Annotated in this window: 23 protein-coding genes and 1 pseudogene; 17 read left to right on the top strand and 7 right to left on the bottom strand. The window is 71.3% G+C overall.

Annotated features, from left to right (window positions below; all coding sequences use genetic code 11):
- Positions 1 to 18 precede the first annotated feature (18 nt).
- From ACFPIJ_RS15745 to ACFPIJ_RS15735, 3 genes are read left to right on the top strand one after another with little or no spacing between them, the layout of a single operon-like run.
- A complete protein-coding gene (locus tag ACFPIJ_RS15745) occupies positions 19 to 942 on the top strand; it encodes an NAD-dependent epimerase/dehydratase family protein (protein ID WP_380115671.1) in 924 nt (307 codons plus the stop codon).
- Positions 939 to 1,415 carry a nuclear transport factor 2 family protein gene (locus ACFPIJ_RS15740; protein ID WP_380115669.1) on the top strand — a complete coding sequence of 159 codons (477 nt, stop codon included), beginning with the start codon at positions 939 to 941 and terminating at the stop codon, positions 1,413 to 1,415. The genes ACFPIJ_RS15745 and ACFPIJ_RS15740 overlap by 4 nt, the downstream gene beginning before the upstream one ends.
- Complete coding sequence (locus ACFPIJ_RS15735; RefSeq protein ID WP_380115667.1) at positions 1,412 to 2,242, top strand: SDR family NAD(P)-dependent oxidoreductase; 831 nt, start codon at positions 1,412 to 1,414, stop codon at positions 2,240 to 2,242. Before ACFPIJ_RS15740 ends, ACFPIJ_RS15735 begins: the two co-directional genes overlap by 4 nt.
- Before the next feature lie 50 nt (positions 2,243 to 2,292).
- Here ACFPIJ_RS15735 and ACFPIJ_RS15730 read toward each other — a convergent pair.
- From ACFPIJ_RS15730 to ACFPIJ_RS15705, 6 genes and pseudogenes are all read right to left on the bottom strand, one after another.
- Positions 2,293 to 2,781, bottom strand: a pseudogene (locus ACFPIJ_RS15730) (LLM class flavin-dependent oxidoreductase); the annotation flags it as partial.
- A gap of 123 nt (positions 2,782 to 2,904) precedes the next feature.
- Complete coding sequence (locus ACFPIJ_RS15725; protein ID WP_380115665.1) at positions 2,905 to 3,423, bottom strand: nuclear transport factor 2 family protein; 519 nt, start codon at positions 3,421 to 3,423, stop codon at positions 2,905 to 2,907.
- 54 nt (positions 3,424 to 3,477) lie between these two features.
- Entirely contained in the window at positions 3,478 to 4,374 is an 897-nt protein-coding gene (locus ACFPIJ_RS15720; protein WP_380115663.1) for an LLM class F420-dependent oxidoreductase, read from the bottom strand.
- Positions 4,371 to 5,489, bottom strand: coding sequence for a TIGR03617 family F420-dependent LLM class oxidoreductase (locus ACFPIJ_RS15715; protein ID WP_380115662.1), 1,119 nt, complete (start codon positions 5,487 to 5,489; stop codon positions 4,371 to 4,373). Before ACFPIJ_RS15715 ends, ACFPIJ_RS15720 begins: the two co-directional genes overlap by 4 nt.
- Before the next feature lie 23 nt (positions 5,490 to 5,512).
- Complete coding sequence (locus ACFPIJ_RS15710; protein WP_380115661.1) at positions 5,513 to 6,388, bottom strand: SDR family NAD(P)-dependent oxidoreductase; 876 nt, start codon at positions 6,386 to 6,388, stop codon at positions 5,513 to 5,515.
- Positions 6,385 to 7,032 carry a PaaI family thioesterase gene (locus ACFPIJ_RS15705; RefSeq protein WP_380115660.1) on the bottom strand — a complete coding sequence of 216 codons (648 nt, stop codon included), beginning with the start codon at positions 7,030 to 7,032 and terminating at the stop codon, positions 6,385 to 6,387. The genes ACFPIJ_RS15710 and ACFPIJ_RS15705 overlap by 4 nt, the downstream gene beginning before the upstream one ends.
- Positions 7,033 to 7,563: 531 nt before the next feature.
- Here ACFPIJ_RS15705 and ACFPIJ_RS15700 point away from each other — a divergent pair.
- The 14 genes from ACFPIJ_RS15700 (at position 7,564) to ACFPIJ_RS15635 (ending at position 23,673) form a co-directional block, all read left to right on the top strand.
- Complete coding sequence (locus ACFPIJ_RS15700) at positions 7,564 to 9,126, top strand: AMP-binding protein (RefSeq protein ID WP_380115659.1); 1,563 nt, start codon at positions 7,564 to 7,566, stop codon at positions 9,124 to 9,126.
- 126 nt (positions 9,127 to 9,252) lie between these two features.
- The gene (locus ACFPIJ_RS15695) at positions 9,253 to 10,920 is read left to right on the top strand and encodes an AMP-binding protein (protein WP_380115658.1); all 1,668 of its coding nucleotides are present in this window, start codon (positions 9,253 to 9,255) and stop codon (positions 10,918 to 10,920) included.
- A gap of 37 nt (positions 10,921 to 10,957) precedes the next feature.
- Positions 10,958 to 12,142 carry an acyl-CoA dehydrogenase family protein gene (locus ACFPIJ_RS15690; RefSeq protein WP_380115657.1) on the top strand — a complete coding sequence of 395 codons (1,185 nt, stop codon included), beginning with the start codon at positions 10,958 to 10,960 and terminating at the stop codon, positions 12,140 to 12,142.
- An 82-nt stretch (positions 12,143 to 12,224) separates the two neighbouring features.
- The gene (locus ACFPIJ_RS15685; protein WP_380115655.1) at positions 12,225 to 13,250 is read left to right on the top strand and encodes a bifunctional MaoC family dehydratase N-terminal/OB-fold nucleic acid binding domain-containing protein; all 1,026 of its coding nucleotides are present in this window, start codon (positions 12,225 to 12,227) and stop codon (positions 13,248 to 13,250) included.
- On the top strand, positions 13,250 to 14,377 hold the full coding sequence (locus ACFPIJ_RS15680) for an acyl-CoA dehydrogenase family protein (protein WP_380115654.1): 1,128 nt from the start codon (positions 13,250 to 13,252) through the stop codon (positions 14,375 to 14,377). Before ACFPIJ_RS15685 ends, ACFPIJ_RS15680 begins: the two co-directional genes overlap by 1 nt.
- On the top strand, positions 14,374 to 14,799 hold the full coding sequence (locus ACFPIJ_RS15675) for a MaoC/PaaZ C-terminal domain-containing protein (RefSeq protein WP_380115653.1): 426 nt from the start codon (positions 14,374 to 14,376) through the stop codon (positions 14,797 to 14,799). The genes ACFPIJ_RS15680 and ACFPIJ_RS15675 overlap by 4 nt, the downstream gene beginning before the upstream one ends.
- A gap of 1 nt (position 14,800) precedes the next feature.
- Positions 14,801 to 15,982: a lipid-transfer protein gene (locus ACFPIJ_RS15670; protein ID WP_380115651.1), complete on the top strand. Its 1,182-nt coding sequence runs from the start codon at positions 14,801 to 14,803 to the stop codon at positions 15,980 to 15,982.
- A gap of 114 nt (positions 15,983 to 16,096) precedes the next feature.
- Positions 16,097 to 17,671 carry an ABC transporter substrate-binding protein gene (locus ACFPIJ_RS15665; protein ID WP_380115650.1) on the top strand — a complete coding sequence of 525 codons (1,575 nt, stop codon included), beginning with the start codon at positions 16,097 to 16,099 and terminating at the stop codon, positions 17,669 to 17,671.
- 159 nt (positions 17,672 to 17,830) lie between these two features.
- Positions 17,831 to 18,772 (top strand): ABC transporter permease, encoded by a 942-nt coding sequence (locus ACFPIJ_RS15660; RefSeq protein ID WP_380115649.1) that lies wholly within the window; start codon positions 17,831 to 17,833, stop codon positions 18,770 to 18,772.
- Complete coding sequence (locus ACFPIJ_RS15655) at positions 18,769 to 19,743, top strand: ABC transporter permease (protein ID WP_380115648.1); 975 nt, start codon at positions 18,769 to 18,771, stop codon at positions 19,741 to 19,743. The genes ACFPIJ_RS15660 and ACFPIJ_RS15655 overlap by 4 nt, the downstream gene beginning before the upstream one ends.
- A 26-nt stretch (positions 19,744 to 19,769) precedes the next feature.
- On the top strand, positions 19,770 to 20,837 hold the full coding sequence (locus tag ACFPIJ_RS15650) for an ABC transporter ATP-binding protein (protein WP_380115647.1): 1,068 nt from the start codon (positions 19,770 to 19,772) through the stop codon (positions 20,835 to 20,837).
- Positions 20,837 to 21,670, top strand: a complete 834-nt coding sequence (locus tag ACFPIJ_RS15645; protein WP_380115646.1) for an ATP-binding cassette domain-containing protein — start codon at positions 20,837 to 20,839, stop codon at positions 21,668 to 21,670. Before ACFPIJ_RS15650 ends, ACFPIJ_RS15645 begins: the two co-directional genes overlap by 1 nt.
- Before the next feature lie 3 nt (positions 21,671 to 21,673).
- Complete coding sequence (locus ACFPIJ_RS15640; RefSeq protein WP_380115645.1) at positions 21,674 to 23,146, top strand: MmgE/PrpD family protein; 1,473 nt, start codon at positions 21,674 to 21,676, stop codon at positions 23,144 to 23,146.
- Complete coding sequence (locus tag ACFPIJ_RS15635) at positions 23,143 to 23,673, top strand: nitroreductase/quinone reductase family protein (protein ID WP_380115644.1); 531 nt, start codon at positions 23,143 to 23,145, stop codon at positions 23,671 to 23,673. The genes ACFPIJ_RS15640 and ACFPIJ_RS15635 overlap by 4 nt, the downstream gene beginning before the upstream one ends.
- Positions 23,674 to 23,677: 4 nt before the next feature.
- Here ACFPIJ_RS15635 and ACFPIJ_RS15630 read toward each other — a convergent pair whose 3' ends face one another.
- Complete coding sequence (locus ACFPIJ_RS15630) at positions 23,678 to 24,631, bottom strand: quinone oxidoreductase family protein (protein ID WP_380115643.1); 954 nt, start codon at positions 24,629 to 24,631, stop codon at positions 23,678 to 23,680.
- Positions 24,632 to 24,639 lie beyond the last annotated feature (8 nt).

Here is a 24,639-nt window from a genome sequence, read left to right as displayed (position 1 = left end):
ACGCAAGGAGACCTCACGATGAAGGTGTTCGTGGTTGGTGGAACCGGCATGATCGGGGTCCACACTGCCCTCTACCTGCGGGATCGGGGAGACGATGTCACCGTCGCTGCCCGAGGGGCGGTCGATGCCGGCTCGCCCGTCGCCGACCTGCCCGTCCTCCGCGGGGACTACGTCCGCCGGACCTTCACTCGGGAGGACCTGGCCCCCTTCGACGCGGTCGTCTTCGCCGCGGGGCAGGACGTGCGCCACCTGCCCCGCGACGTTGACGAGACGCAGTTCTGGAGGGAGACCCAGAGTGTGGGGGTGCCGGCCTTCGCCGCTCTCGCCAAGAGCGCGGGTGTCTCCCGCTTCGTCCAGGTCGGCAGCTACTACCACCACCTGCAACCCGCCCTGGCCGACTCCAACGCATACGTCGCGGCCCGCCGCGCCGCCGACGAGGGAGCCCGGGCGCTGGCTGACGACTCCTTCACGGTCTGCACGCTCAACCCGCCCTCGATCATCGGTGCCATCCCCGGCATCACGGCCAAGCGCTACCGCCGCATGGTGTCCTGGGCAGCCGGCAACGAGCCGCAGATCCCCGACCACGCACCGGCCGGCGGCACGAACTACATGTCGGTCCGGTCCCTGGCCGAGGCGATCGGCGGCGCGCTCGACCGCGGCGCGGCGGGCGCGGCATACCTCGTCGGTGACGCCAACCTCACGTTCGCGCAGTTCTTTCAGCTGCTCGTCGACGCGGCCGGGGGCACCCGCATCATCGCCGAACTCGACGAGCCGCACCCCTTCATGCCCGACTCGATGATCGTCCAGGGCCGCGGGAACGTCCTTGCCTACGAACCGGATCAGGCCGAGACCGCACTGCTCGGCTACACCCGCGGTGACTGCGAACGTGCCATTGCCGAACTCGTCCAGGTCGTGCGCGCGGCGACCGCTCCCGCGGCGTGACCAGCCTCGACGCGGCCGACCTCACCGCGCTGCGCGCGCTCTCCGAGACGTATGCCGCGGCCGCCGACGACCGTGACGCAGCCACGGTCGGCGCGCTCTTCGTCCCGGACGGCGTCCTCGTCGTCCCCGAGCCGCCGGACCACCTCGCTCCCCACGTGTCCCACGTCGGCCGTTCCGCTGTCGTGGCAGCGCTAGGGGCACTCGCCGGCACCCTGGCGACGACCCACGTCGTGGCCGGGGCGCGCTACCTGCCGACGTCGACCGGGGCCCGCGGCCGGGTCCGCGGCACGGCCCACCACCTGCTGCCCGGTCGCGAAGGGCACTCGGACCTGGTCTGGTTCCTGCACTACGACGACGAGTACGCGCGCACCGACGAAGGATGGGCCTTCACGCGTCGTGCGGTGACCATCAACTGGATCGAACGCCATCGTGTCTCCGTGACCAGAGCCGACGAGGAAGGAGCCGGCAGATGAGCGCCACCCGCAGGCTTGAGGACCAGATCGCTGTCGTCACCGGCGGTGCCCTCGGGATCGGCGGCGGCATCTCTCGCCGTCTCGCCGCCGCGGGTGCCCACGTCGTCCTCGTCGACATTGACGGGGAGGCCGCCGCCGACACCGCTGCCGACGTCCGCAGCGCCGGCGGCAGGGTCGAGATCGTCCTCGCCGACGTGCGCACCGCTGACGGTGTCGCCACCGCGGTCGCCGCCGCTTCGGCCCTCGACTCGGGGCGGGTCGACGTGCTCGTCAACAACGTCGGCGACTTCCGACCAGCCTCCAGGACCTTCCTGCACTCGACCCCGCTGCAGTGGCAGGCGCTCTACGAGATCAACCTGTGGCACGTGCTCGCGATGACCCATGCGCTGCTGCCCGGCATGGTCGAGCGAGGCCGTGGTGCCATCGTCAACAACTCGACCGTCGAGGCCTTCCGGGGTATCCCGGCGTGCGCTCCGTACTCCGCCTACAACGCCGGGGTCAGCGCCTTCACCAAGAGCCTCGCTGTCGAGGTCGCCGGGCACGGCGTGCGGGTCAACGCGATTGCGCCCGACCTCGCCGATACGCCCCAGACGCCGGCCGCGGCGATGCTGCGCGGACGTGACCCGGAGCTCATCCGCACGTGGATCCCCGTCGGGCGCTTCGGCGAGCCCGACGACTACGCCGCCGTCGTCGAGTTCCTCGCCAGTGACGACGCCCGCTTCGTCACCGGGCACACGATTCCCGTCGACGGAGGGACCCTGGCCGCCTCGGGCTGGTACGCGCGGGTGGACCGCAAGGGCTGGTCGAACATGCCCAACGAGGCCTGATCGTGCGTGCGCCCGGACCCACGCAGGAGCCCGGGCGCGCCGGGCCGTGCTCAGTCGCGGCGGTCGAGGCCGAAGAGTTCGGCTGCCGCCGCGAGCTGGTCGAGGTACTCAGCCAGCTCGCGGTGCCGGACGACGAGGTTGACCGTGGTCGCCCCCGCCGCGCCGATCCGGCCGACGAGGTCGAGTGCCGCCTCCGGGCGACCGATCGGGTCGAGACGGCCCGGAGGCGTGATGACGACGTCGAACCCCTCTGGCAGGTCGTGCTCGGCGAGCATCCGCGGCAGGGTCTGCAGGTCCGGACCGCGATACGTTACCGGGCCGGTGCCCACCCGTCGGCCAGGGTGACCGCGACGGAGGGCACGCTTGCGATGACCACCGACCCAGATCGGGACCTTCTCCTGGACCGCGTGCGGGCTGATGACCTGCTCGGTGAAGTCGTAGTACTCCCCGTGGTAGGTCGCGAGCCGCACCGACAGCGAAGCCCTCAGGGCCCGCAGGGCGTCGTCCGCCCGTGGTCCGCGGTCGGCGAAGGGGCGAGCAGCGCGAACTCCTCCTCGAGGTTGCCGACGCCCGCAGCTCGGCGACCCCGGCCTCGGCCTCCCATGCGGGACGGGGCCCGGAGTCGGCCAGGACCGGGGAGCTGAGGCCGATGCGCATGACGCTCAGGCCTCGGGGTCGACAGCGCGGGCGAGGATGTCGCGGCCCTCGTCGGTGCCGTCGAGCTGGCGGTTCCAGCGGTGGGTCACCTTCCAGCCCTCGTCGGTGCGGGCGAATTCCCACCGGTTGGAGCCGGTGCGCCAGATCCGGTAGCCGTTCTGGTCGGGAGCGTTGAGCACGAGCTGCGAGTAGTTCGTCACGACGGCCCGGTCGCCGTCGACGACGATGTGCGGCAGGCCCATGAGGTGGGCGGCGCCGGAGTGGATCAGGGCCTGGTGCCGCTCACCGTTCACCATGCCGCGCAGCGCGTCGCGGCCGTTGAGCACGACCGGGTAGGTGTCGTACACGCCCTCCTCGGTCCACATCTGGGCGGTGATCTCGGCCGAGCCGCTGTCCACGGCCGGGCCGTAGCCGGCGACGATCCGCCACAGGGCGAGCTGGTCCTCGGCGGCGGCGAGGCGCCGCTCAGTCTGCTCGACGCGTGCCTCGAGCAGACTGAGCCGGTCGGGCTGCGAGTCGGTCATGGTGGGGGTTCCTTTCGGATCGGGCTTCACGCGGATCGACCCGGCTGGGGCCGGTCAGGTCGTGGACGCGTTCGCCTCGAAGCGTTCCGGGGTGAGTTCGCGCAGCGCGGCCATCTGCTCGAGGTGGTGGGCCGCCGAGGTGGCCATAAGACTCGCGTTGACCGCGGTCGCCCCGACGGCATCGGCCGTGCACAGGTGCTCGCGGGATCCGTCCGGGTTCCCGAGCGGGTCCAGCGGCGGGATCTGCAGCACGAGGTCGAAGTCGTCCGGGCGCTCCACGGAGGTCCACAGGCGGGTCAGCTCCTGCGGCCCGAGGCCGAACGGCGCCCACCCGGTGCCGTGCGCCACGGCGCGGCGCAGCGAGCGGCGGGTGCGCCCACCGAACCACAGCGGCACCGTGGTGCGCGGCGCGTGCGGTTCGACGACGAAGTCGGTGAACGTGAACCGGGGCCCCTCGTGGTGCGGCACGGCCCTGCCCCATGCGGCGCGCAGGGCCGCGATCGCCTCGTCCGCGACCGCGCCGCGCTCGGCGAACTCGGCGCCGAGCAGGTCGAACTCCTCCTCGAGGCTGCCGACCCCGACCCCGAGGATGACACGACCGCCGCTGAGCAGGTCGAGGGTGCCGTAGGTCTTGGCGAGGGCCAACGGGTGGTGGTAGCCGATGACGACGACGTTCGTCGCGAGCCGGACGCGGCGCGTCGCCGAGGCGAGGAACGACAGCGTGGCCACGGGGTCGAAGTACGTCCCGCCCCGCTCGGCAGCGATCCGGGTGGGCACGGCGACGTGCTCGCTGCACGTCAGGTGGTGGTAGCCCAGGTCGTCGGCGGCGCGGGCGATGGCCAGCAGTGCACCGCCGACGTCGGGGCCGGCCAGGACGTCCCGCTCCCAGGCGGCCGCGGTGCGCGGGTGCTGGAGGACGACCGGGGTGAGCAGCCCGATGCGTGCGGTCATGACACGGTCTCCGATCCGGCGTCGCTACGCGTCGCGCTGGTGGTCTCGTCGGTGGGGTCGCCGGTCGCGGGCGGGTCGCCGGCTGCGGCACTCGTCGGGATGAGCCGGAGGCGTTGGAGCAGTGCGCCGAAGTCCTCGTCATCGTCCGGGTCGAGCGGCAGCCCGAGCCCGAGCCCGTCGGCGAGCCCGCCGTAGGCCCGATCGAGCACGTCCGGCAGCTCGGCATAGGTGCCGTGCGGGATGAGCGTGGCCAGGGTCTCGTCGTCGAGGGTGTCGGCGAGTCCCGCCCAGCGCCCGGAGGCGGCCATCCCGGCGAGCCGTTCGCCGACCTCGCCCAGGCCGAGCCGGTCCAGGGTCGTGCGGTATGCCGGGGTCGAGAAGAGGAACGCCAGCTCCTGGCGGGCGGCGGCGCGGCTCGCGGCGAGTGCGGCCTGCGTCGGACCGGTGATCGACTTGGACACGACGACGACCCGCGGGATCCCGGCGCGTCCGGCCCGCTCGGCCCCGGCGCGGAGCCCGGGGAGCACGACCGTGCGGAGGTGGCTCGGGTGCGAGTTCGTCGCGTGGGTGACGAAGCCGTCGGCGAGCTCGCCGGCCACCTCACAGACGCGCCGGTTGACCCCGCCGGTGTAGAGCGCCGGGGCCGCGGTCGACAGCGGGCCGGGGTTGAAGTAGGGCTGGAGCCGGGTGAAGCGGTAGTGGCTGCCCTCGTGCTGCAGGGGCGCGCCCGTGGCGAACGCGGCGAAGATCGCCCGGATCGAGGCAAGGTAGTCGCGCAGGTGTTCGGCCGGCCGGTCCCACGGCACCGAGAAGCGGCCGACGATGTTGCCGCGCACCTGGGTGGCCAGACCGAGCTGGAAGCGACCCTCGGAGAACCGTGCGAGGTCCCACGCGGCATACGCGGTCACCATCGGGCTGCGGGGGAAGGCCAGCGTCATGCTGGTGCGCACGGTGATCCGGCTGGTGTGCTCGGCCGCGAGCAGGGCGACCGCCAACGAGTCGTGTGTCGTCTCGGGGACGTGCACGGTGTCGAAGCCGAGCCGTTCGATGCGCGCCACGACCGCGGGCACCTCGCGCAGCGTCGTCGTCGGCGGCAGCGTCGTGGCCAGCTCCATCCGGGTAGCGGGGACCTGTGGCGTCATGGGAGCCGGCCGGCCAGAGCGGCGTTGACGACTTCGTCGCCACTGACGATCCGGGCGAGCTTCTCCAGCCGGGGCGCGCGACGCAGGTGCGCCCCGCCCTCGACCGGCAGGCACACGCCGGTGATCCACGAGGACTCGGGACCGCACAGGAAGCGGACCGCGGCGGCGACGTCCTCGGCGCGCCCGACCCGCGAGAGGGGCTTCTCGGCGACGGTCGCGGCGGCCAGCTCGGGGTCGGCCAGCAGCAGGCCCGGGTTCTTCCCGTCGGTGGCCACGATGCCGGGGCGCACCACGTTGACCCGCACCGCGAGGTGGCCGAGCTCGTCGGCGGCGACCCGCACGAGGGCCTCGAGCGCGGCCTTGCTCACCGAGTACGACGGCATGAACGGGAAGGAGTGCCCGCCCGCGCTCGAGGAGGTGCACACGATGGCGCCCCCACCGCGCCCGGCCAGGGCCTGTCCGCCGTGCCTGATCGCGTGCAGCGCCGTTGTGACGTTGCGCCGGAAGTCGTGCTCGAGGGTCTCCGCGTCGAGGGCGAGCACGGGACGGAAGGTGCCGCCACCGACTGTCGTGACGACGGCTGCCAACGGGGTCTCGTCGGCGACGCGCACCGCGGCGGCCACATCCTGCTCGAGGGTGGAGTCGCCGACGCTGACCCGCACGGGCAGCGCCTCGGAAGCGGCTGCGGCGATCGTCGCGGCCGCCGCCCGTAGCGTCGCCTCGGTCCGCCCCATGATCGTAACGGCGGCGCCGTCAGTGGCCAGCGCGGCGGCGATGGCGCGGCCGAAGCCGCCACCCCCGCCGATGACGAGCGCACCACGGCCGGCGAGCGGACCGGGCGCGGCGGTCGTCGGGTCAGCAGTCGTACTCACGCCTGCTCGCTCGAGGGTCGCCGGAACTTCTCCTGCGTCGACGGGTCGTCGATGAGCACGAAGGTGCCCGTGGCCGTGACGCACGTCAGGTCTCCGACGCGCAGCTCGCCGGAGCTGCGCACCTTGCGCCCCTCGCGCCCGTCGTGCCGGGCCAGGATCGTGATCGTCGAGCCGATGGGGATGGCCGCGTGGAATGAGACGTTGAGCCCGACCGTCACTGCGGCATGTCCGGCACGGGCGTTGGCCATGCCGAGGGCGTGGTCCATGAGCATGGCCGAGGTGCCGCCATGCACGTGCCGCGGGGGTCCCTGGAAGGCCAGGCTCAGGGTGACCTCGCCACGCAGTGAGCCGTCTGGTTCGACCCAGAGGCTCACCGGCGGCGACAACGGGTTCTCGGTGCCGCCGGCGGGGTCGAAACGGCTGGGGCCGGGCTGGCGCCACATCGTCGCGATCCGCTCGGAAAGGTCAGGGGCGCGGGCGTCGATCCGGGCGGTGAGCGCCTTGAGGTCGGCCACGATCCGGTCGGCGTCGATGTCGATGGCCTCGCCCGCGCGGGTGATCGCGTCGACGAGCCGACGGGTCGCTGAGGCAACCGCATCGATGCCGCGATCGCGGGGCTGTGCCGTGGCAAGGGTAGCTTCCACCGGGCGGACTCCTTTGGCCGGTCAGGTCAACCAAGCGCTTGCTTGACTGCACCTTAGCGACCGGGTGGGGTGCTGACAACGGTCGCGCCTCGGCGTTGTCGTCCCGTTGGCCACGGTGTTGACGCGCCCGCGACATCCCTCTAAGGTGCGCCCTAACTAGCGCTTGGTTGGCGCGCGAGATGGTCTGCCGCCGGCAGTCCTTGGATGGCGCCGACACCCTGAGGTCGAGGTGTCCGGCACCTTCAACCGCGCCTCGACCCGGCGGGCACGGTGAACAACCACCTCACCGGCAACTACAAGCTCGCCACCGGCCCCGCGGCCGTCGCATCGACGGCGGTCACGGCGCTCAACCCCCGCTCCGGCGTCGAGGAGCGTGCGCACCGTCGCGAAGACGAAGGGGCTGAGCGCCCAGACTTCGCCCGTCCGCCGGCCGCTCGCCCGCCCACGGTGACCGGCTGGCCCGAAGAAAGGTAGGCAGAGCCAGTGACCCGCCCCGCCGCAGCCACCCCCCTCCTGGCTGCACTGTCCCGCGTGCTCGGGAACCAGCCAGACCTCGCCCTCGTGCTCGCCGGCACCCCGTTCACGGTGGCTGAGCTCGATGCCGCGTCGCGTCACCTCGCCGGGTTCCTCGCCGACCGCGTCGCCCCCGGCGACCGCGTGGTCGTCCTCGCCCGCAACGGCCGCGTGGCCCTGCTCGCCTGGTGGGCGACGACGCTCTGCGGCGGTTTCGTCGTCCCGCTCAACACGAGCAACCGCGGCCCCATTCTGGCCCACCAGGTGCTCGACTCGGATCCGGTTGCCATGATCCTCGAGGACGAGTTCGTGCCCGTCATGGACAACGCCCTCGTCGGCGCCGGGCTGCGGGTGCCGGTCCTCGTCGGAGCCCCCGAGGCCGGCGGGCCGTCCTCGCGCCCCGTGCCCGCCTGGGCCGCCGAGGTCATCGACTTCGACGCCGCCGTCGCCGAGAGCTCGGCGTTGACGACGACTCCGGACCTCGACGCGTACGCCACCAGCCATCTCATCTATACGGCCGGCACGACCGGACCATCCAAGGCGTGCATGGTCAGCCACGGCTTCGTGGCGAACATGGCGCGCCAGATGCACGAGAACCTCGAGCGCCAGGCCGGTGACGTCCTGTGGTCGCCAATGCCGCTGTTCCACATGGCCGCCGTCGGGCACGTCGTGGGCTCGCTCCAGCTCGGCTCGGCCATGGACATCGCGCAGCGCTTCTCGGTCAGCGGCTTCTGGGACGAGATCTTGCGCTCCCGCGCGACGATGGCCGCGCTCATGGGCTCGATGCTGCCGATGATCGCCGGCGCCCGCGAGTCCGAGGCCGCCCGCAGAGCCTTCGGTCAGCTGCGCGTCGTGTCCGGCTCGCCGGTCACCGCCGACCTCGCCGCTCGCTGGACCGAGCGGTTCGGCGTCGAGCGGGTCGGCTCGGGCGCCTACGGCATGACCGAGGCCAGCTTGATCACGCTCACCCCGCCGGGAGGTTATCGCGCCGGGGCTGCAGGCAAGGTCAACGAGTCCTTCGAGGTGCGCATCGTCGACGAGCACGACAACCCGCTTCCCGTCGGCGAGGTCGGCGAGATCGTCGCCCGCCCCGCCCGCCCGGCGATCATGTTCAACGGCTACTGGCGCCAACCGGAGAAGACCCTCGAGGTCTTCCGGGGCCTGTGGTTCCACTGCGGTGACTACGGCCGTCTCGACGAGGACGGCTATCTCTACTTCGTCGACCGCGGCAAGGACTACCTGCGCCGCGGCGGCGAGAACATCTCCAGCTTCGAGATCGAAGGCATCGTGGCGGCCCACCCAGCGGTCGGCGAGGTCGCCGTACACGCGGTCCCCTCGCCCCTGGCCGAGGACGACCTCAAGGTGACGGTCGTGCCCGCGCCCGGTGCGCGGATCGACCCCGCGGAGCTCTTCGCGTGGCTGCACCCGCGGGTCCCGCGGTATGCCGTCCCCTCCCACATCGAGGTCCGCACCGAGCTGCCCAAGAACGCCGTCGGGCGGATCCTCAAGCGGGTCCTGCGCGACGAGGGCGTGACCCCGCGGACGTGGAGCACGGACCCCCGCGCCGTAACCCGGCCTTGACCTGCCTTCAGGCCCCACTCTACATTGTCAACCAAGCGCTTGCTTGCCCGGCGCTGATCCGTATTCGACGATGAAACGGAACGGAACGGAACGTCAATGACGCCCCAGAACCCGGTAGCCCGAATCGTGGGACCTGCCGTCTTCGCCGACATCGTGCGCGGGCGCGCCGGTGACGGTCACCCGGGCCTGCTGTTCGAGGGCCGCACCATCACCTGGGGCCAGGTCGTGCAGGAAGCCGCCGACCGCGCCGCCGCCCTGGCCGACGTACCCCGGCCCGAGGACAAGCCGCTGCACCTGGGGATCCTCATGGAGAACACCCCCGACTACGTGTACTGGATCTGCGCGGCCGCGCTGGCCGGCGCCACCGTCGTGGGGATCAACCCGACCCGGCGCGGCGCCGAGCTGGCCCACGACGTGCGGCACACCGATTGCGACCTGCTCATCACCGAGAACCGCCTCGCCGGCCTCGTCGATGGCCTCGACCTGGGCATCCCCGCCGAGCAGGTGCGCAACATCGACTCCGCGGAGTACGCCGCCTGGCTGGCCCGGTACGCCGGCGCCCCGATGTCCACTGAGGAGGTCGACCCCGGCGCCAGCCTGCTGTTGATGTTCTCCTCGGGCTCGACCGGGGCTCCCAAGGCGGTCATCTGCTCGCACGGGCGTCTCGCCGCGATCTCCGAGGCGCTGCTGACCCGCACCGAGCTCACCCGCGACTCGGTCAGCTACATGTCGATGCCGCTGTTCCACGGCAACGCCGTCATGCTCAACCTCGGGCCCGCCATGGTCTGCGGCGCGACGATCTGCATGGTCCGCAAGTTCTCCGCGTCCGGCTTCGTGCGTGACGTGCACGAGCACGGCGTCACCTACTTCAATTACGTCGGCCGGGCCCTCGCCTATGTCCTGGCCCGGCCGGTGGACCCGCGCGACGCGACGAGCACGCTGCGTCGCGCCGTCGGCACCGAGGCCTCGGCCGCTGACATCGCCCGCTTCACCGGGCGCTTCGGCGTCGTCGTCTCCGAGGGCTACGGCTCCAGCGAGGGCGTCATGCGGATCAACCGCACTCCCGAGACGCCCGACGAGGCGCTCGGCGTGGCCGTCGCCGGCGCCGAGGTCAAGGTCATGAACGAGGACACCGCTCTGGAGTGCCCGCCGGCCTCGTTCGACGAGACCGGACGGATCGTCAACGCGGAGGAGGCCATCGGGCAGCTCGTCGGAGTCGGCATGGCCGCCCGGTTCGAGGGCTACTACAAGAACCCCGAGGCCGCCGCCGAGCGGATCCGCGGCGAGGACTTCTGGTCCGGAGACCTGGCCTACCGCGACGCCGACGGCTACTTCTACTTCGCCGGCCGCTCCTCGGACTGGATCAGGGTCGACAGCGAGAACTTCGCCGCCGCATCCGTCGAGCGGATCATCGAACGCTGGGATCGGGTGGCGGTCGCCCCCGTCTTCGCGGTGCCCGACCCGCGCACCGGCGACCAGGTGATGTGCGCGCTCGAGCTGCGCGGCGGCGTCAGCTTCGCCCCCGAGGCGTTCACCGCCTTCCTCGACGAGCAGGCCGACCTCGGCACCAAGTGGCGGCCCCGCTTCGTGCGGATCGTCGCCGAGATCCCCACCACGGGCAACAGCAAGGTCGCCAAGCAGGTCCTGCGCCGTGCCGCCTGGGCCACCACCGACCCTGTCTACGTCCGCGACGGCGCGTCCACCGTGTACCGCCCGCTCACGGCGGCGGACGTCAGGGCCCTCGAGCAGCAGTTCGCCGACAACGGGCGCACCGCGCTCCTGCCGGCCACCTGACCAGGCCGGCCCGCCCGAGCCCTGAGAGAGGACATCCATGTACCTGGAGTACACCCCGGAGCAGCAAGCGCTGAGCCGGGAGCTGCGCGCCTACTTCGCCCGCCTGCTCACACCTGAGGTCCGCGAGGCGCTCGGGGGCACCAACGAGGACCGGCCGGCCTACCGCGAGATCATCCGTCAGATCGGCAAGGACGGCCTGCTCGGGCTCGGCTGGCCCAAGGAGTTCGGCGGCCAGGGCCGCCCGACGGTCGACCAGTACATCCTCTTCGACGAGATCAACCGCGCCCAGGCGCCATTCCCCTTCGTCACCATCAACAACATCGGCCCGATGCTCATGCGCTACGGCACCGACGAGCAGAAGCGCACCTACCTGCCGGGCATGCTCACCGGCGACGTCATCTTCGCCATCGGCTACAGCGAGCCGGGCTCCGGCACCGACCTCGCCTCGCTGCGCACCAAGGCCGAGGCCACCCCCGACGGGGGCTGGGTCATCAATGGCCAGAAGGTCTTCACCAGCGGCGCCAGCCAGGCCGACTTCGTCTGGTTGGCCGTGCGTACCGACCCCGGCGCCCCGAAGCACAAGGGCATCACCATCCTCATCGTGCCGACATCGGACCCCGGCTTCAGCTGCACGCCGATCGCCACCAGCGGCATCACCCACACCAACGCCTCGTACTACGAGGACGTGTGCGTGGGCCGCGAGGCCCTCGTCGGCGAGGTCAACGGCGGCTGGCGCCTCATCACCGGCCAGCTCGGTCACGAGCGAGTGGGCCTGGCCGCCATGGGCGGACGCACCGAGCAGCTGTGGACCGACATCACCGCGTGGGCCGCCGAGCCCGACGCCGACGGGATCCGCGTCCTCGACAAGCCATGGGTACGCACGGAGCTGGCCCGTGACTTCGCCGAGCTGACCGCGATGCGCCTGCTCAACTGGAAGATCGCCGTCGTCGGGGAGGGCCAGAACCCGGCCCCCGCCGCCGCGTCGGTCGCCAAGGTCTACGGCACGGAGACCCACGACCGGGTCTGCCGCAGTCTCGTTTCCGTCGTCGGGCCCCGGGCGACCCGGCGCCCCGGCGCCCCGGACGCCGTCCTCGGCGGACAGCTCGAGGCCTACACCCGCGGCTCCTACATCAACACCTTCGGCGGCGGGACCAACGAGGTGCTGCGCGACATGATCGCGGTCGCCGGCCTCGGCATGCCGAGGAAGGGACGGCCCGCATGAACGGCCAGCGGAGCGGCTCGGGCCGCTCATCATGTGACAGGTTTGGCTCAGACCGACGCCGGAGCGCAGCGGAGGCGGCGGCATGAGCGCCACGACGCAGACCCCCGCCCACGACACCACCGACGAGGAGGCCTTCCTCGCCCGCCTGCGCGAGTTCCGCGGCCTCGAGGCCACGCCGACCCGCTACGCTCAGGACGCCGTCAACCAGGCGATGATCCGCCACTTCGTCGAGGCGATGGGCGACGAGAATCCCATCTACGTCGACGAGCAGGCCGCCAGTGACACCGGCCGTGAGGGTGTCGTCGCCCCGCCGCCGATGCTGTCGACCTGGCTCATGGTCGGCTACAAGGCCCACATGGCCGCCGCCGCGGGCGCCACGCCGGACACCCCCATGGCCAAGCTGCTCGCGATCCTCGCCGAGGCCGGCTTCGTCGGGGTCGTCGCGACCAACGACGAGCACGAGTACGTGCGCGAGCTGCGTCTGGGCGACGAGATCAAGATGACGACGGTCATCGAGGACGTCTCCCCGCGCAAGACCACGGGTCTGGGAACCGGCCACTTCATCACGACGCTGCGCACCTACACCGACCAGCACGACGAGGTCGTGGCTCGCCAGCGCTTCCGTATCCTGCGCTTCAACCCGTCCGGCGCCAAGCCCGCGGCTCCGGCCGCCGCCGACCCGGCGCTACGGCACAAGCCGTTCATCATGCGCGACAACGCCTTCTGGTTCGAGGCCGCCGCACAGCGTCGCCTCGTCATCCAGGCCTGCACCGACTGCGGCATGCTGCGCCACCCGCCCGGCCCGATCTGCCCTTCCTGCCATTCGTACGCGTGGCACGAGGTCGAGGCGAGCGGCCGGGGCACGGTGCACAGCTACGTCGTCAGCCACCACCCGAAGGCCCCCGGGTACGACTACCCGCTCACCGTTGTGCTCGTCGACCTCGAGGAGGGCACGCGCCTCGTCGCCGACTTCGTCGGGGACGCCGACGAAGTCAGTATCGGCCTGCCCGTGCAGGTCGATTGGCTCGACTACGACGAGCACCTCACGCTGCCGCGTTTCCGGGCCGCGACCTCCGCGTCGGAGCTCACCGAAGAGGAGAGGAACTGATGGACTTCCAGCTCACCGACGAGCAGGTCACGGTCAACGACCTGGCGCGCGACATCTTCTCGCGCAACGGCGACCCGCAGCGCCTCTTCGACATCGAGGCCAGCCCGGAGCGCTTCGACCGCGTCCTGCACCGCGACCTGGCCGAGTCCGGCACCCTCGGTCTGCTCGTGCCCGAGGAGCACGGCGGCGCCGGGCTGAGTCTGTGGCAGGTCGCTGGGGTCTTCTTCGAGCAGGGCCGCACGCTGGGCACCGTCCCGCTGTGGGAGACCCTCGTCGGCGGTGTCCTGCCGCTGGTGCGCTACGGCGACGCCAAGCAGCAGTCGGAGTGGCTGCCCCGCGTCGCCGCCGGGGACGCGGTCCTCACCGTGGCCGTCGACGACCTGGCCGACGCCCGGCCGTACGGCGCCCGCGTCCGCGCGCGGTCCGGCGCCGAGTCCGGTGGAGAAGGGATAGTCCTGAGCGGCACCGCCGTCGGCGTCCGCTCGGCGCACCTCGCCGACGCGATCATTGTCCCGGCCACCGACGACGAGGGCACGGTCGGGCTCTATCTCGTGCCGGCCGCCGGCGCAGGGGTGCGCCTGGACACCTTCGAGCGCACCGACCGCGGGCTCGCCTCCGACGTGTACCTCGACGGCGCCGGGGCGGAACTGCTCGCCGAGGGCCCCGAGGAGGACCGGGTCGACTGGCTGCTGCGCCAGGTCTGGATCGCCGTGGCCGCCCTGCAGAGCGGCATCAGCCAGGCCGCCGTGCGTCAGGCCGCCGACTACACCTCGGGCCGCGAGCAGTTCGGTGTGCCGATCGCGACCTTCCAGGCCGTCGCTCACCAGATCGCCGACTGCCACATCGACACCGAGGCGATGGAGGTCACCTACCTCAACGCGCTCTGGCGCGAGACGACCGAGCGGCCCTCCCGCGCGGCCGTGCACGTCGCGAAGTACTGGGCCGGCGAAGCGGGCGACCGCGTCGCGCGCATCGTCCAGCACGTGCACGGCGGCATGGGTGCCGACGTCACCTACCCGATCCACCGCTACATGCTCTGGAGCACCCAACTGGCCAACACCGCCGGCTCCGCGGCCTGGCACCTGCAGCAGCTCGCGGACCTCGTCGACGCGGGGGAGCAGCTGTGAGCGGCAAGCAGATCACGATCGAGCAGGTGCGCCTCGGCGACACGCTGCCGGCGCTCGAGATCCCACTGACCCGGACCCTCATCGTCGCCGGCGCCCTCGCGACCCGCGACTACGAGGACGTGCACCACGACCCGGCCCAGGCCGAGCGTCGCGGTACTCCCGACACGTACATGAGCATCAACAACACCAACGGGCTCGTCGGCCGCTACGTCACCGACTGGGCCGGCCCCGCCGCCCGCATGGTGCGCCTGAGCACCCGTCTCGGGGTGCCGAACTTCCCGGGCGACACGATGCGGCTGACCGGAGAGGTCGTCGGCCTCGAGCAGGACACCGTGCGCGTCGCGGTGCGTGGCATGAACAGCAAGGGCGCGCACGCCATCTCCGAGGTGACCGTGCGCCTGCCCCGCGGAACGGAGCAGTGACGTGACGGGCAACTTCCTGTCGGGCCGCACGGCGATCGTCGGCATCGGCGCGACGGAGTTCTCCAAGGACTCCGGCCGCAGCGAGCTGCAGCTGGCCGTCGAGGCCGTCTCGGCCGCCCTGGCCGACGCGGGCCTGAGCCCCGCCGACGTCGACGGCATGACGACCTTCACCATGGAGACCAACCCGGAGAACATGGTCGCCCGCAGCCTGGGCATCCCCGAGCTGAAGTTCTTCGCCCGGATCCCCTACGGCGGTGGCGGCGCCTGTGCCCCGGTCCAGCAGGCCGCCATGGCCGTCGCGAGTGGCATCGCCGACGTCGTCGTGGCCTACCGCGCCTTCAACGAGCGCTCCGGCGTCCGCTTCGGGCAGGGGCCGCCTCCGGCGAAGACCCAGGCCACCTCGGACAACGAGTACCGCTCCTGGGTCAACCCGTACGGTCTGCTCACCCCGGCCCAGCACACGGCGATGTTCGCCCGTCGCTACATGCACAAGTACGGCGCGAGCAGCGAGGACTACGGCCGGGTCGCCGTGCTCGCCCGCAAGCATGCCGCGAACAACCGTAGGGCGTGGTTCTACGGCAAGCCGCTCACTCTCGAGGAGCACCAGGCCTCCCGCTGGATCGCCGAGCCGCTGCACCTTTTCGACTGCTGCCAGGAGACCGACGGCGGCCAGGCGATGGTCATCGTCAGCGCCGAGCGCGCCAAGGATCTGCCCTCCATCCCGGCGTACATCGTCGGGGCGGCCCAGGGCATGGGACCGGACCAGTACCAGATGGTCAGCTATTACCGCGAGGACCTGACCCGGATCCCCGAGGTCGAGCTCTGCGCCAAGCAGCTGTGGGCCCAATCGGGCCTCGGACCCGCCGACATGAGTGCGGCGATCCTCTACGACCACTTCACCCCGTACGTGCTCAACCAGCTCGAGGAGTACGGCTTCTGCGGCCGCGGCGAGGCCAAGGACTTCATCGCCGACGGCAACCTCGAGGTCACCGGCTCGCTGCCGACCAACACGCACGGTGGCCAGATCGGTGAGGCCTACCTGCACGGCACGAACGGCATCGCGGAGGGCGTCCGGCTTGTCCGGGGGACCTCGACCAACCAGCCCGACGGCGTCCGCAACGTCCTTGTGACGGCGGGTGTCGGAGTCCCAACCAGTGCACTGATTCTGTCCGCCGAAGGGTGAACCGCCGGGCGCCCGAGCGCCCGATGGTCACCACCCCACGCATCCCGCCCGGCAACCGCCGGGCGTGCAACACCCCACCTCTCGATCGCTTCGCCTTGTGTTTGGACGGGTGATATGGGTTTCATCAGCAAGACCAGGAAGCGCGTCATCGCGTTAATGGCCATCGGAGTTCTCGGCGTGGCTGGCTGCACCAGCACCAGCCCGACGGACAGCAGCAGCAGTTCCGGCGGCGAGATCGACACATCGGCCGTGCTCAAGTTCGCGTCGGCGGGTCCGCTGCGCGACCTCGATCCGGCCCTCCAGACCAGCTACGGTGCCTGGGGCTACCTGTTCCTCGTGTGGGACCGGCTGACCATGCTGGACAAGGACGACAAGATCGTCCCGGGCCTGGCCAAGGAGTGGAACTTCGTCGAAAACGGCAGCGTCCTGGAGCTCAAGCTGCGCGACGACGTGAAGTTCCACGACGGCACGCCGTTCGACGCCGAGGCCGTCAAGGTCAACATCGAGCGGGGCAAGACCCTCCAGGGCTCGACCCTCAAGAGCGACCTCGCCGACATCGAGTCCGTCGAGGTCGTCGACGCGAAGACCGTGCGCCTCAAGCTGGTCAAAGGCAAAGGCGTTCAGCTGCCCGCGTCCTTCACCGGCACGGCCGGCATGATGGTCAGCCCGAAGGCCATCAAGGACGGCGTCGACATCAAGAACAACCCCGGCACCGCCGGCTCCGGCCCGTACGTCGCCACCCAGCTCGTGCCCCAGGAGAAGCTCGTCCTCAAGCGGGCCGACAGCTACTGGGACCCGAACGTGGGACGCCTCGGCGGCATCGAGCTGCAGCGCGTGCCCGACGCCGCGGCCCGCCTCAACGGCCTGCAGAGCGGCCAGATCGACCTGGCACCGCTCAGCTCGGCCAATGAGATCGCCACGGCCGAGAAGATCGTCACCCCGGGCAGCGGCCTGCAGAAGAACAACGTGAAGTTCAAGAACCTTGTCGGCGTCTACCTGCGCGCCACCAAGGGCGACGTCGCCAAGTCCGAGGTCCGCCAGGCGATCGCCCACGCGATCGACCCGGCAGCGATCGGCGCGCTCTTCAGCGGCACCTGCACGCCGACGCGCCAGCTCGTCCCCGAGACGGACCCGAGCCGTGTGCCGAACTACACCTACCCGTACGAGTTCAGCGTCGACAAGGCCAAGGCCCTGGTGCAACAGGCCGGCGGCGCCAAGGTGACCGTCACCTTCGCCGCGGGCACGAACGCCGAGCAGCCGGCCAACGTCGTGCAGGCGTCGCTGCGGGCCGTCGGCATCGACGCGACGCTCAACCCCGTGCCCAACACCGAGAACGAGCCGCGCTTCATCGCCGGCGACTTCGAGCTCATGGTCGCCACGTCGTGGAGCCCGAAGGCCGACCCGGCGGCGACGGTGAACACCTACCTGCTGAACACCTACAAGCTCGCCGCTGACCCCTCGCTCATCGCGGCCAAGGCCGCCGAGGCCGCCAACCCCACGCTGTCGATGGACAAGCGCGCCCCGCTGTACCAGGACATCTGGAAGACGACGCTCGAGCAGGGCTGGTTCGTGCCGCTGTGCAACCAGACCGTCGCGAACGTCGCGAAGACGAACGTCGTCGGCATCGACAACATCCCGATGTCGAACATCGGCATCTGGGACCTGCGCGGCATCGCCGTCAAGAAGTAGCCGTCGCTCCTGACCACCCGGTGGTGCCGCCGCCGGGTGGTCAGGGCTACCCGCTGTGGCCGGGGCCGGTGGCGACATCGACCCGGCCTCGCCGGGCACCAGGCCGGGTGAGGCGCAACCCCCAGGCACCACGTACCACGCTCAGAGCCGAGGTAAGAGATGCTCCGATACGCCGGCAGGCGACTGCTCGCAGCAATACCCCTGCTGTTCTTCGTCCCGCTGCTCGTCTTCGCTCTGATCGACCTCGCCCCGGGGGACCCGGCCGTCATCCTTGCCGGTGACGAACCGACCCCTGAACGCGTCCAGACGATCCGCGAGGAACTCGATCTCAACGATCCGGTCCTCCTTCGCTACATCAAGTGGATCGGCAACGTCCTGCACGGCAACCTCGGCACGTCCTTCCTCTCGGACCAGAGCGTGACCGACCTGCTGACACGACGGATGGCGACGACGATGTCGCTGGTGCTCGTCGCGATGATCTTCGCCATCGTGCTCGGGACCGCCCTGGCGCTCGTGGCCACGCTGCGCTCCGGCGGCATCGTCGACCGGGTCATCAACTGGTTCGCCTCGATCTCGATCGCCATCCCGGGCTTCTGGTTCGGCCTCGTGCTCGTCACGGTCTTCTCGGTCGGGCTGCAGATGTTCCCGGCGTTCGGCTTCCAGCCGCTGTCCGCCGGTGTCGGGACGTGGCTTTCGTACCTCGTCCTGCCGGGCATCGCACTCGGTCTGCTCCCGGCCGCCGAGGTGACCCTGCAGCTGCGCTCGGCGCTCGGGCAGGTCATGAAGACCGACTACATCCTCAACGCCGAAGCCAAGGGCATGTCGCGCACCAGCGTCGTGTTCAAGCACTCCCTGAAGAACGCGTGCATCCCCGTCATCACCGTCCTCGGCTTCCGCGTCGCGGAGGTCCTCGCCGGATCGGTGACCATCGAGATGATCTACAACATGCCGGGCCTCGGGCGCACCGCCGTCGAGGCCGTGCAGGGGCGTGACATCCCGGTGCTGCTCGGCTTCGTCCTGTTCAGCACGACGATCGTCGTGCTCGTCAACCTCATCGTCGACATTTCCTACGGCTACTTCAACCCGAAGGTACGGTCATGATCGCGAAGCGGATCCCGACGTCCCCGGGGCCGGGGAACGACCCGCATGGAGCCGGCACGCCCGCGGACGGCCTCGCCGGGACCGTCGCCAAGGTGCCCACGGTGGCCATCGGCACGGGCGACCCGCAGCCGGTCGTCGCCCCCGGCATCCTCAAGAGCATCGTGCGTCGCCCCACGACGATCGTGGCCGGCGTCTTCCTGCTCGTGCTGACCCTCATCGCGATCTTCGCGCCGGCCCTGGCACCGCACGACCCCGACGTGCAGAACGTGCTGCAGCGGCTCAAACCGCCCAGCGCCGAGCACTGGCTGGGCACCGACGACTACGGCCGGGACGTGCTGAGCCGGCTCATCTTCGGGGCACGGGTCTCGCTGTGGGCGGCGCTGCAGGCCGCGGCCGTCGCGCTCGTGCTCGGCCTGCCCCTCGGCACGATCGCGGGCTACCGCGGCGGCTGGATCGACACGATCCTCACCCGCATCATGGACGCGATCATGAGCGCTCCGTCGCTCGTGCTGGCCATCACCATCGTCGCGGTCCTCGGCGCCGGCATCACCAACGCGATGCTCGCCATCGGCTTGGTCATGGCCCCGCGCTTCTTCCGGGTGGCCCGCGCCGGCACGATGGACGTGCGGCACGAGACCTACATCGAGGCCTCGATCGCCTTGGGCTGCAGCACCCTGCGCACGACGGTGCGGCACGTGCTGCCCAACGTGCTGCCGCCGATCATCCTCGTCATCTCGGTGTCGCTGGGCACCGCCGTCGCGGCCGAGGCGAGCTTGAGCTTCCTCGGGCTGGGCGTCAAGGCCCCCGCGGCCAGCTGGGGCTCGATGCTCTCGACGGCCTCCTCGAACATGCGGCTCGCGCCGTACCTCGTGTGGCCGCCCGGCGTGATGATCTTCCTCACCGTCCTCGCCTTCACCTACCTCGGTGACGGTGTCCGTCGCGCCCTCGTGCGCACCCGGTCCGGCAACTGACCGGTCCGGCAACAACGGGAGCTGACATGGCACGTGAAACGGCGGCCGGTGGGATCGCCCGCACCGGGACCGGCGCCACCGGCGCGGCGGCAGACCTCCTGCGCGTGGAGAACCTCAGCGTCGAGTTCCCCGCACCCTCGGGTGGGTGGCAGACGACCGTCCAGGACGTCTCGTTCTCGCTGAAGCCGGGCGGGTCGATGGCGCTCGTCGGCGAGTCCGGCTCGGGCAAGACGGTGACCTCGGTCGCGGTGATGGGCCTGACCCGGGCGACGGGCGGGCGGATCGCCTCGGGCCGGATCGTCTTCGACGGCACGGACCTCACCGCGGGCACCCAGAAGCAGTGGCGGGACCTGCGTGGCCCCGGCATGGGCATGATCTTCCAGCAGCCGATCCGCAGCCTGAACCCGGCCTTCACCGTCGGCGACCAGATCGCGGAGTCGGTGCGCAAGCACCTGGGCATGAACCGCAGGCAGGCCCGGGCCCGCGCCGTCGAGATGCTCGAGATGGTGCAGATCCCGCGCGCGGCGCAGCGGGTCGATGAGTACCCGCACGCGTTCTCCGGCGGCATGTGCCAGCGCGTCATGATCGCGATGGTCATGGCGTGCAACCCGCGCCTGCTCATCGCCGACGAGCCGACGACGGCGCTCGACGTGACGGTGCAGGAGCGGATCCTCGAACTGTTGCGCGACCTGCAGGAGCAGACCGGTGTGGCGCTGCTGTTCGTCAGCCACGACCTCGCGGTGGTGGCCGAGCTGTGCCAGGAGGTGGTGGTCATGTATGCCGGCGAGGTGGCCGAGCACGCGCCCGCGGAGAAGATCTTCTTCAACCCGCGCCACCCCTACACCTCCGGCCTGATCGGGTCGATCCCGAAGCCGGGCCTGAGCACCGGCCGGCGGCTGCGCGCGATTCCCGGTGGCATCCCGGCTCCCGGCGCCTGGCCGCACGGGTGCCGGTTCAGCAGCCGGTGCGGGTTCGCCGAGCCGGGCCGGTGCGACGTGGCCCACCCGGGCCTGGTCCGTGTCGACGGCGCCGCCGGGCACGATGCGCGGTGCGTGCGCGTCGCGGAGCTCTCTCTGGATGGAGTGACGGTCTGATGAGCCTGCTCGAGGTCACGAACCTCACGAAGTCGTTCAGCTCCGGCCGGGACTGGCTCGGCCGGCGTACGAAGTGGTCGCACGCGGTCAAAGGGGTGAGCTTCACCCTGGACCGCGGTGAGTGCCTCGCGGTCGTCGGTGAGTCCGGCGCGGGCAAGTCGACGGTCGGGCGCATGGTGCTGCGCCTCATCGAGCCGGACTCCGGGTCGGTGACCTTCGACGGGGTCGACCTGCTGGCCACGAGGCCGAAGCAGCTGCGCAAGCTGCGCCAGCGGATGCAGATGATCTTCCAGGACCCGTACAGCTCGCTCGACCCGCGGATGACGATCAAGGACGCGGTCGCCGAGCCGCTCGTCGTGCACACCGACAAGGACCGTGCCACGCGTGAGCGGGAGGCGGTCGAACTGCTCGACAAGGTCGGCATCGGCTCGCGCTACCTGGGGCGCTACCCGGCCGAGCTGTCCGGCGGGCAGCTGCAGCGGGTCGCGATCGCACGGGCGCTGACGATGAAGCCGAGCCTCATCGTCTGCGACGAGCCGGTCGCGGCGCTGGACGTGTCGGTGCGGGCGCAGGTGCTCAACCTGCTCCTGGACCTGCAGGAGGAGCTGGGTCTGGCGTACCTGTTCGTCTGCCACGACCTGGCTCTCGTCGAGGTCATCGCCGACCGGGTCATGGTGATGGCGGCCGGTGAGGTCGTGGAGGCGGACACGACGGAGCGGATCTTCACCGACCCGCAGCAGGAGTACACAAGGAAGCTCCTCGCGGCGATCCCCCTGCCACTGCCGCGTGACGCGCAGGGCAACCGGCTCGTCGCGCCGGGAAGGGTGGGCTGAGCGATGACTGCCACAACGGGACCGACACGGACGCAGCTGTTCGCGCGGTTCGCGACGACGACCCGCGACGAGGACATCCCCGAGCCGGTGCGTGACTACGGCAAGCTCGTCCTGCTCGACTCGCTCGTCTGCGGCCTGGCGGCGGTGCGGTTGCGGCGCAGCCGCATGGTCCAGCAGGTCGCTGCCCGGTTCGGCGGCCCGGCCGAGGCGACGGTGTTCGGGCTGGAGCAGCGGGTCGCGGCGATCAACGCCGTTCACGCCAACGCGGACATGATGAACGCGTTGGACGCCGACGACACCTTCTTCAACTCCGCGCACTTCGCGGTGTTCGGGGTCGCGGCCGGACTGGCCGAGGCCGAGCGGCTGCACGCCGGCGGGGCGAGCCTGTTGCGCGCGAGCATCCTCGCCTTCGAGATCAACGCGCGGCTGAACCTGTCGACCTCGCTCATGGCCTTCGAGGACGGGCAGTTCCGCTGGTCGCCGCTGTCGTCGCACGGCTACGCCTCGATGGGCACGGCCGCGGCGTGCGCCGTAGTCGGCGGCTGGGAGCCGGAGCGCCTGGCCCACGCGCTCGGGCTGATCGCCTGGCTGGCCCCGCCGGCGAAGAACTCCTACATGGCCGAGCGGCGATCGTTCAACGCGTTCAAGTACGGCCCGTACGGCGCGATCGCGCACGCCGGGATGCTCGGCGCGGCGCTCGCCGAGGAGGGCTACACCGGCGACCTGGACGTGCTGGACCGCACCCCGGGTTTCATCGAGGCGATGGGCTTCCTCGGCGGTGAGCGGCACGAGATGGTCGCCGGCCTCGGGTCGACCTGGTGGATCAGTGAAACCTCGCTCAAGCCATACCCGACGTGCCGCTTCACCCACGCCGCTCTCGACGCGATCCGCGCGTTCCCGGGCAGCCACGGGGTGCCGGTGTCGCAGATCGAGTCCATGGAGATCCGGCTGAGCCCGGCGGCCTACCGGACGTTGCAGTTCCGGGAACCGGCCCAACAGATCCCGGACACGCTCGGCGCGCCGCTGGACGGTGCCTTCAACATGCCGTACACGGCGGCGCTGGTGTTACTCGGACACGCCCCGGGTCCGCAGTGGTACGACCCGCAGCGGCTGGCCGACCCCGCGGTGTGGGACCTGGCGCGCCGGATCACGACGGCACCGGACCCGGTGCTCGACGCGGAGTGGGAGGCCGACCTCAAGAAGCACCCAGGTGGTCAGATCCGCCGGACACGGGGTGCGCTGACGATCCGGGCCGATGGCCGGGAGTACGTCATCGAGTCGGACTTCGCCCAGGGTGACCCGTGGGACGAGGCGACACGGGCGGACTGGGACTTCGTGGCCGGCAAGCTGGCCACGTTCTGCGACGGGATCCTCGATGCGGGCTCGCAGGAGCAGCTCGTCGAGGTGGTCCGGGGCATCGAGGACGTCGCCGACGTCGCCGAGGCCCTGTCACCGTTGCTGGCCCGCGCGCGATGAGCCAGGGGGACCGGATCGGTGCGGAGACGAGGTCGTTCGCCTCGTACGGCCGGCCGTGGCTGGTGGTCATCCGTGGGCCGCGTGGGATGGCGTTCGACCGGTTCCTCGTGCGATGGACCGGGTTCTCGCTCGTGTCGTTGCAGTACGCGCTGGCGGGCAGGTTCCCGTACAACCCCACGCTGCTGCTGACGACGGTGGGCCGTCGGTCCGGGCAGCTGCGCGACGCGGCGTTGCCGTACGTGCCGCACGGGCAGGACCTGGTGGTCGTCGGCTCCAAGGGAGGCGGCCCCACGGATCCGGCCTGGGTGGTCAATGCGCGTCACCACGAACTCTGCTGGATCGTGTTGCGGCGCAAGACGATCGCGGTGCGGGCGAGGGTGACCGACGGGGAGCGCGACCCGGAGCTGTTGGCGCACGTCGTGGCGCACAAGCCGAACGTGGCGCGCTACGTCGAACGGGCTGCGGGCTTCGGGCGGCAGATCCCGCTCGTCGTGCTGTCCGCCGTGTCGGGCAAGTCGCTCACCTAGGGTCTCAGCCGGTCGTGAGGACGATTCGCCCGACGAAGTCGGATGCCTCCAACTGCTCGTGCGCGGCCGCGGCCTGCTCGAGCGGGTGCGTGGCGGCGATCGCGGGAGCGGCGGTGACGGCCGAGAGGGCGAGGGCCTCGCGCAGCTGGCGGGCCACCGCCTCGGGTCCGGGCCGCCCGATGCCCCGCAGCGTCCAGCCCTTGACCATGAGCCGACCCAGGTGCAGGTGGGCGTGGCTGTCGGCGGTGACGCCGCAGGTGACCAGCCGCCCGCCGGGGGCGAGGACCTTGAGCACGTCGGACCACAAGGTGCCGCCGACCGACTCGACGATCACGTCGGCCTCGCCGCCGGGCAGGGCGGCACGCAGGGAGTCAACGACGTCCGGGCGATAGTGGTCCACAGCGTCGAGGGCGCCGAGGGCGCGCACGGCGTCAGCCTTCGCCGGGGCGCTGGTGCCGACGACGTGCGCGCCCAGGTGGTGGGCGTACTGGACGGCGAAGGTGCCGACGGCGCCGGCGGCAGCGACGACGAGGACCCGGTCGCCGGGACGCACCCCAGCGAGGTTGACCACCGCGTCGTAGGCGGTGCGTCCGGCGGTGGGCACCGCGGCGGCGTGGACGGCGTCGAGCGCGGCCGGCCGCGGGAAGCAGTGCGTGGCCGGGACGACGGCGAGCTCGGCGTGTGTGCCGGTGGTCAGCCCGACGACCGCGTCGCCAGGAGTGAAGCCGGTGACGCCGGGACCGGTCCGTACGACGGTGCCGGCGACGTCCCGGCCGAGGATCGTCGGCCCGGTGACCGCCATGCCGTGGGTGCCGCGCCGGATGTAGGTGTCGACCCGGTCCAGACTCGCCGCCTGGACCTGCACGAGCACCTGACCGGGGCCGGGCGTCGGGGCCTCGAGCCGGCCGAGACGCAGGCTGCCGGGGGAACCGGAGTCGAGGACGTAGCTGGCGAGCACGGCGCTCC

Source organism: Dactylosporangium cerinum (genome assembly GCF_042653625.1).
Taxonomy (GTDB): Bacteria; Actinomycetota; Actinomycetes; order Mycobacteriales; family Micromonosporaceae; genus Dactylosporangium; species Dactylosporangium cerinum.
Note: the sequence above shows the minus strand (reverse complement) of the source record. Positions and strands in the feature narration are given on the sequence as shown.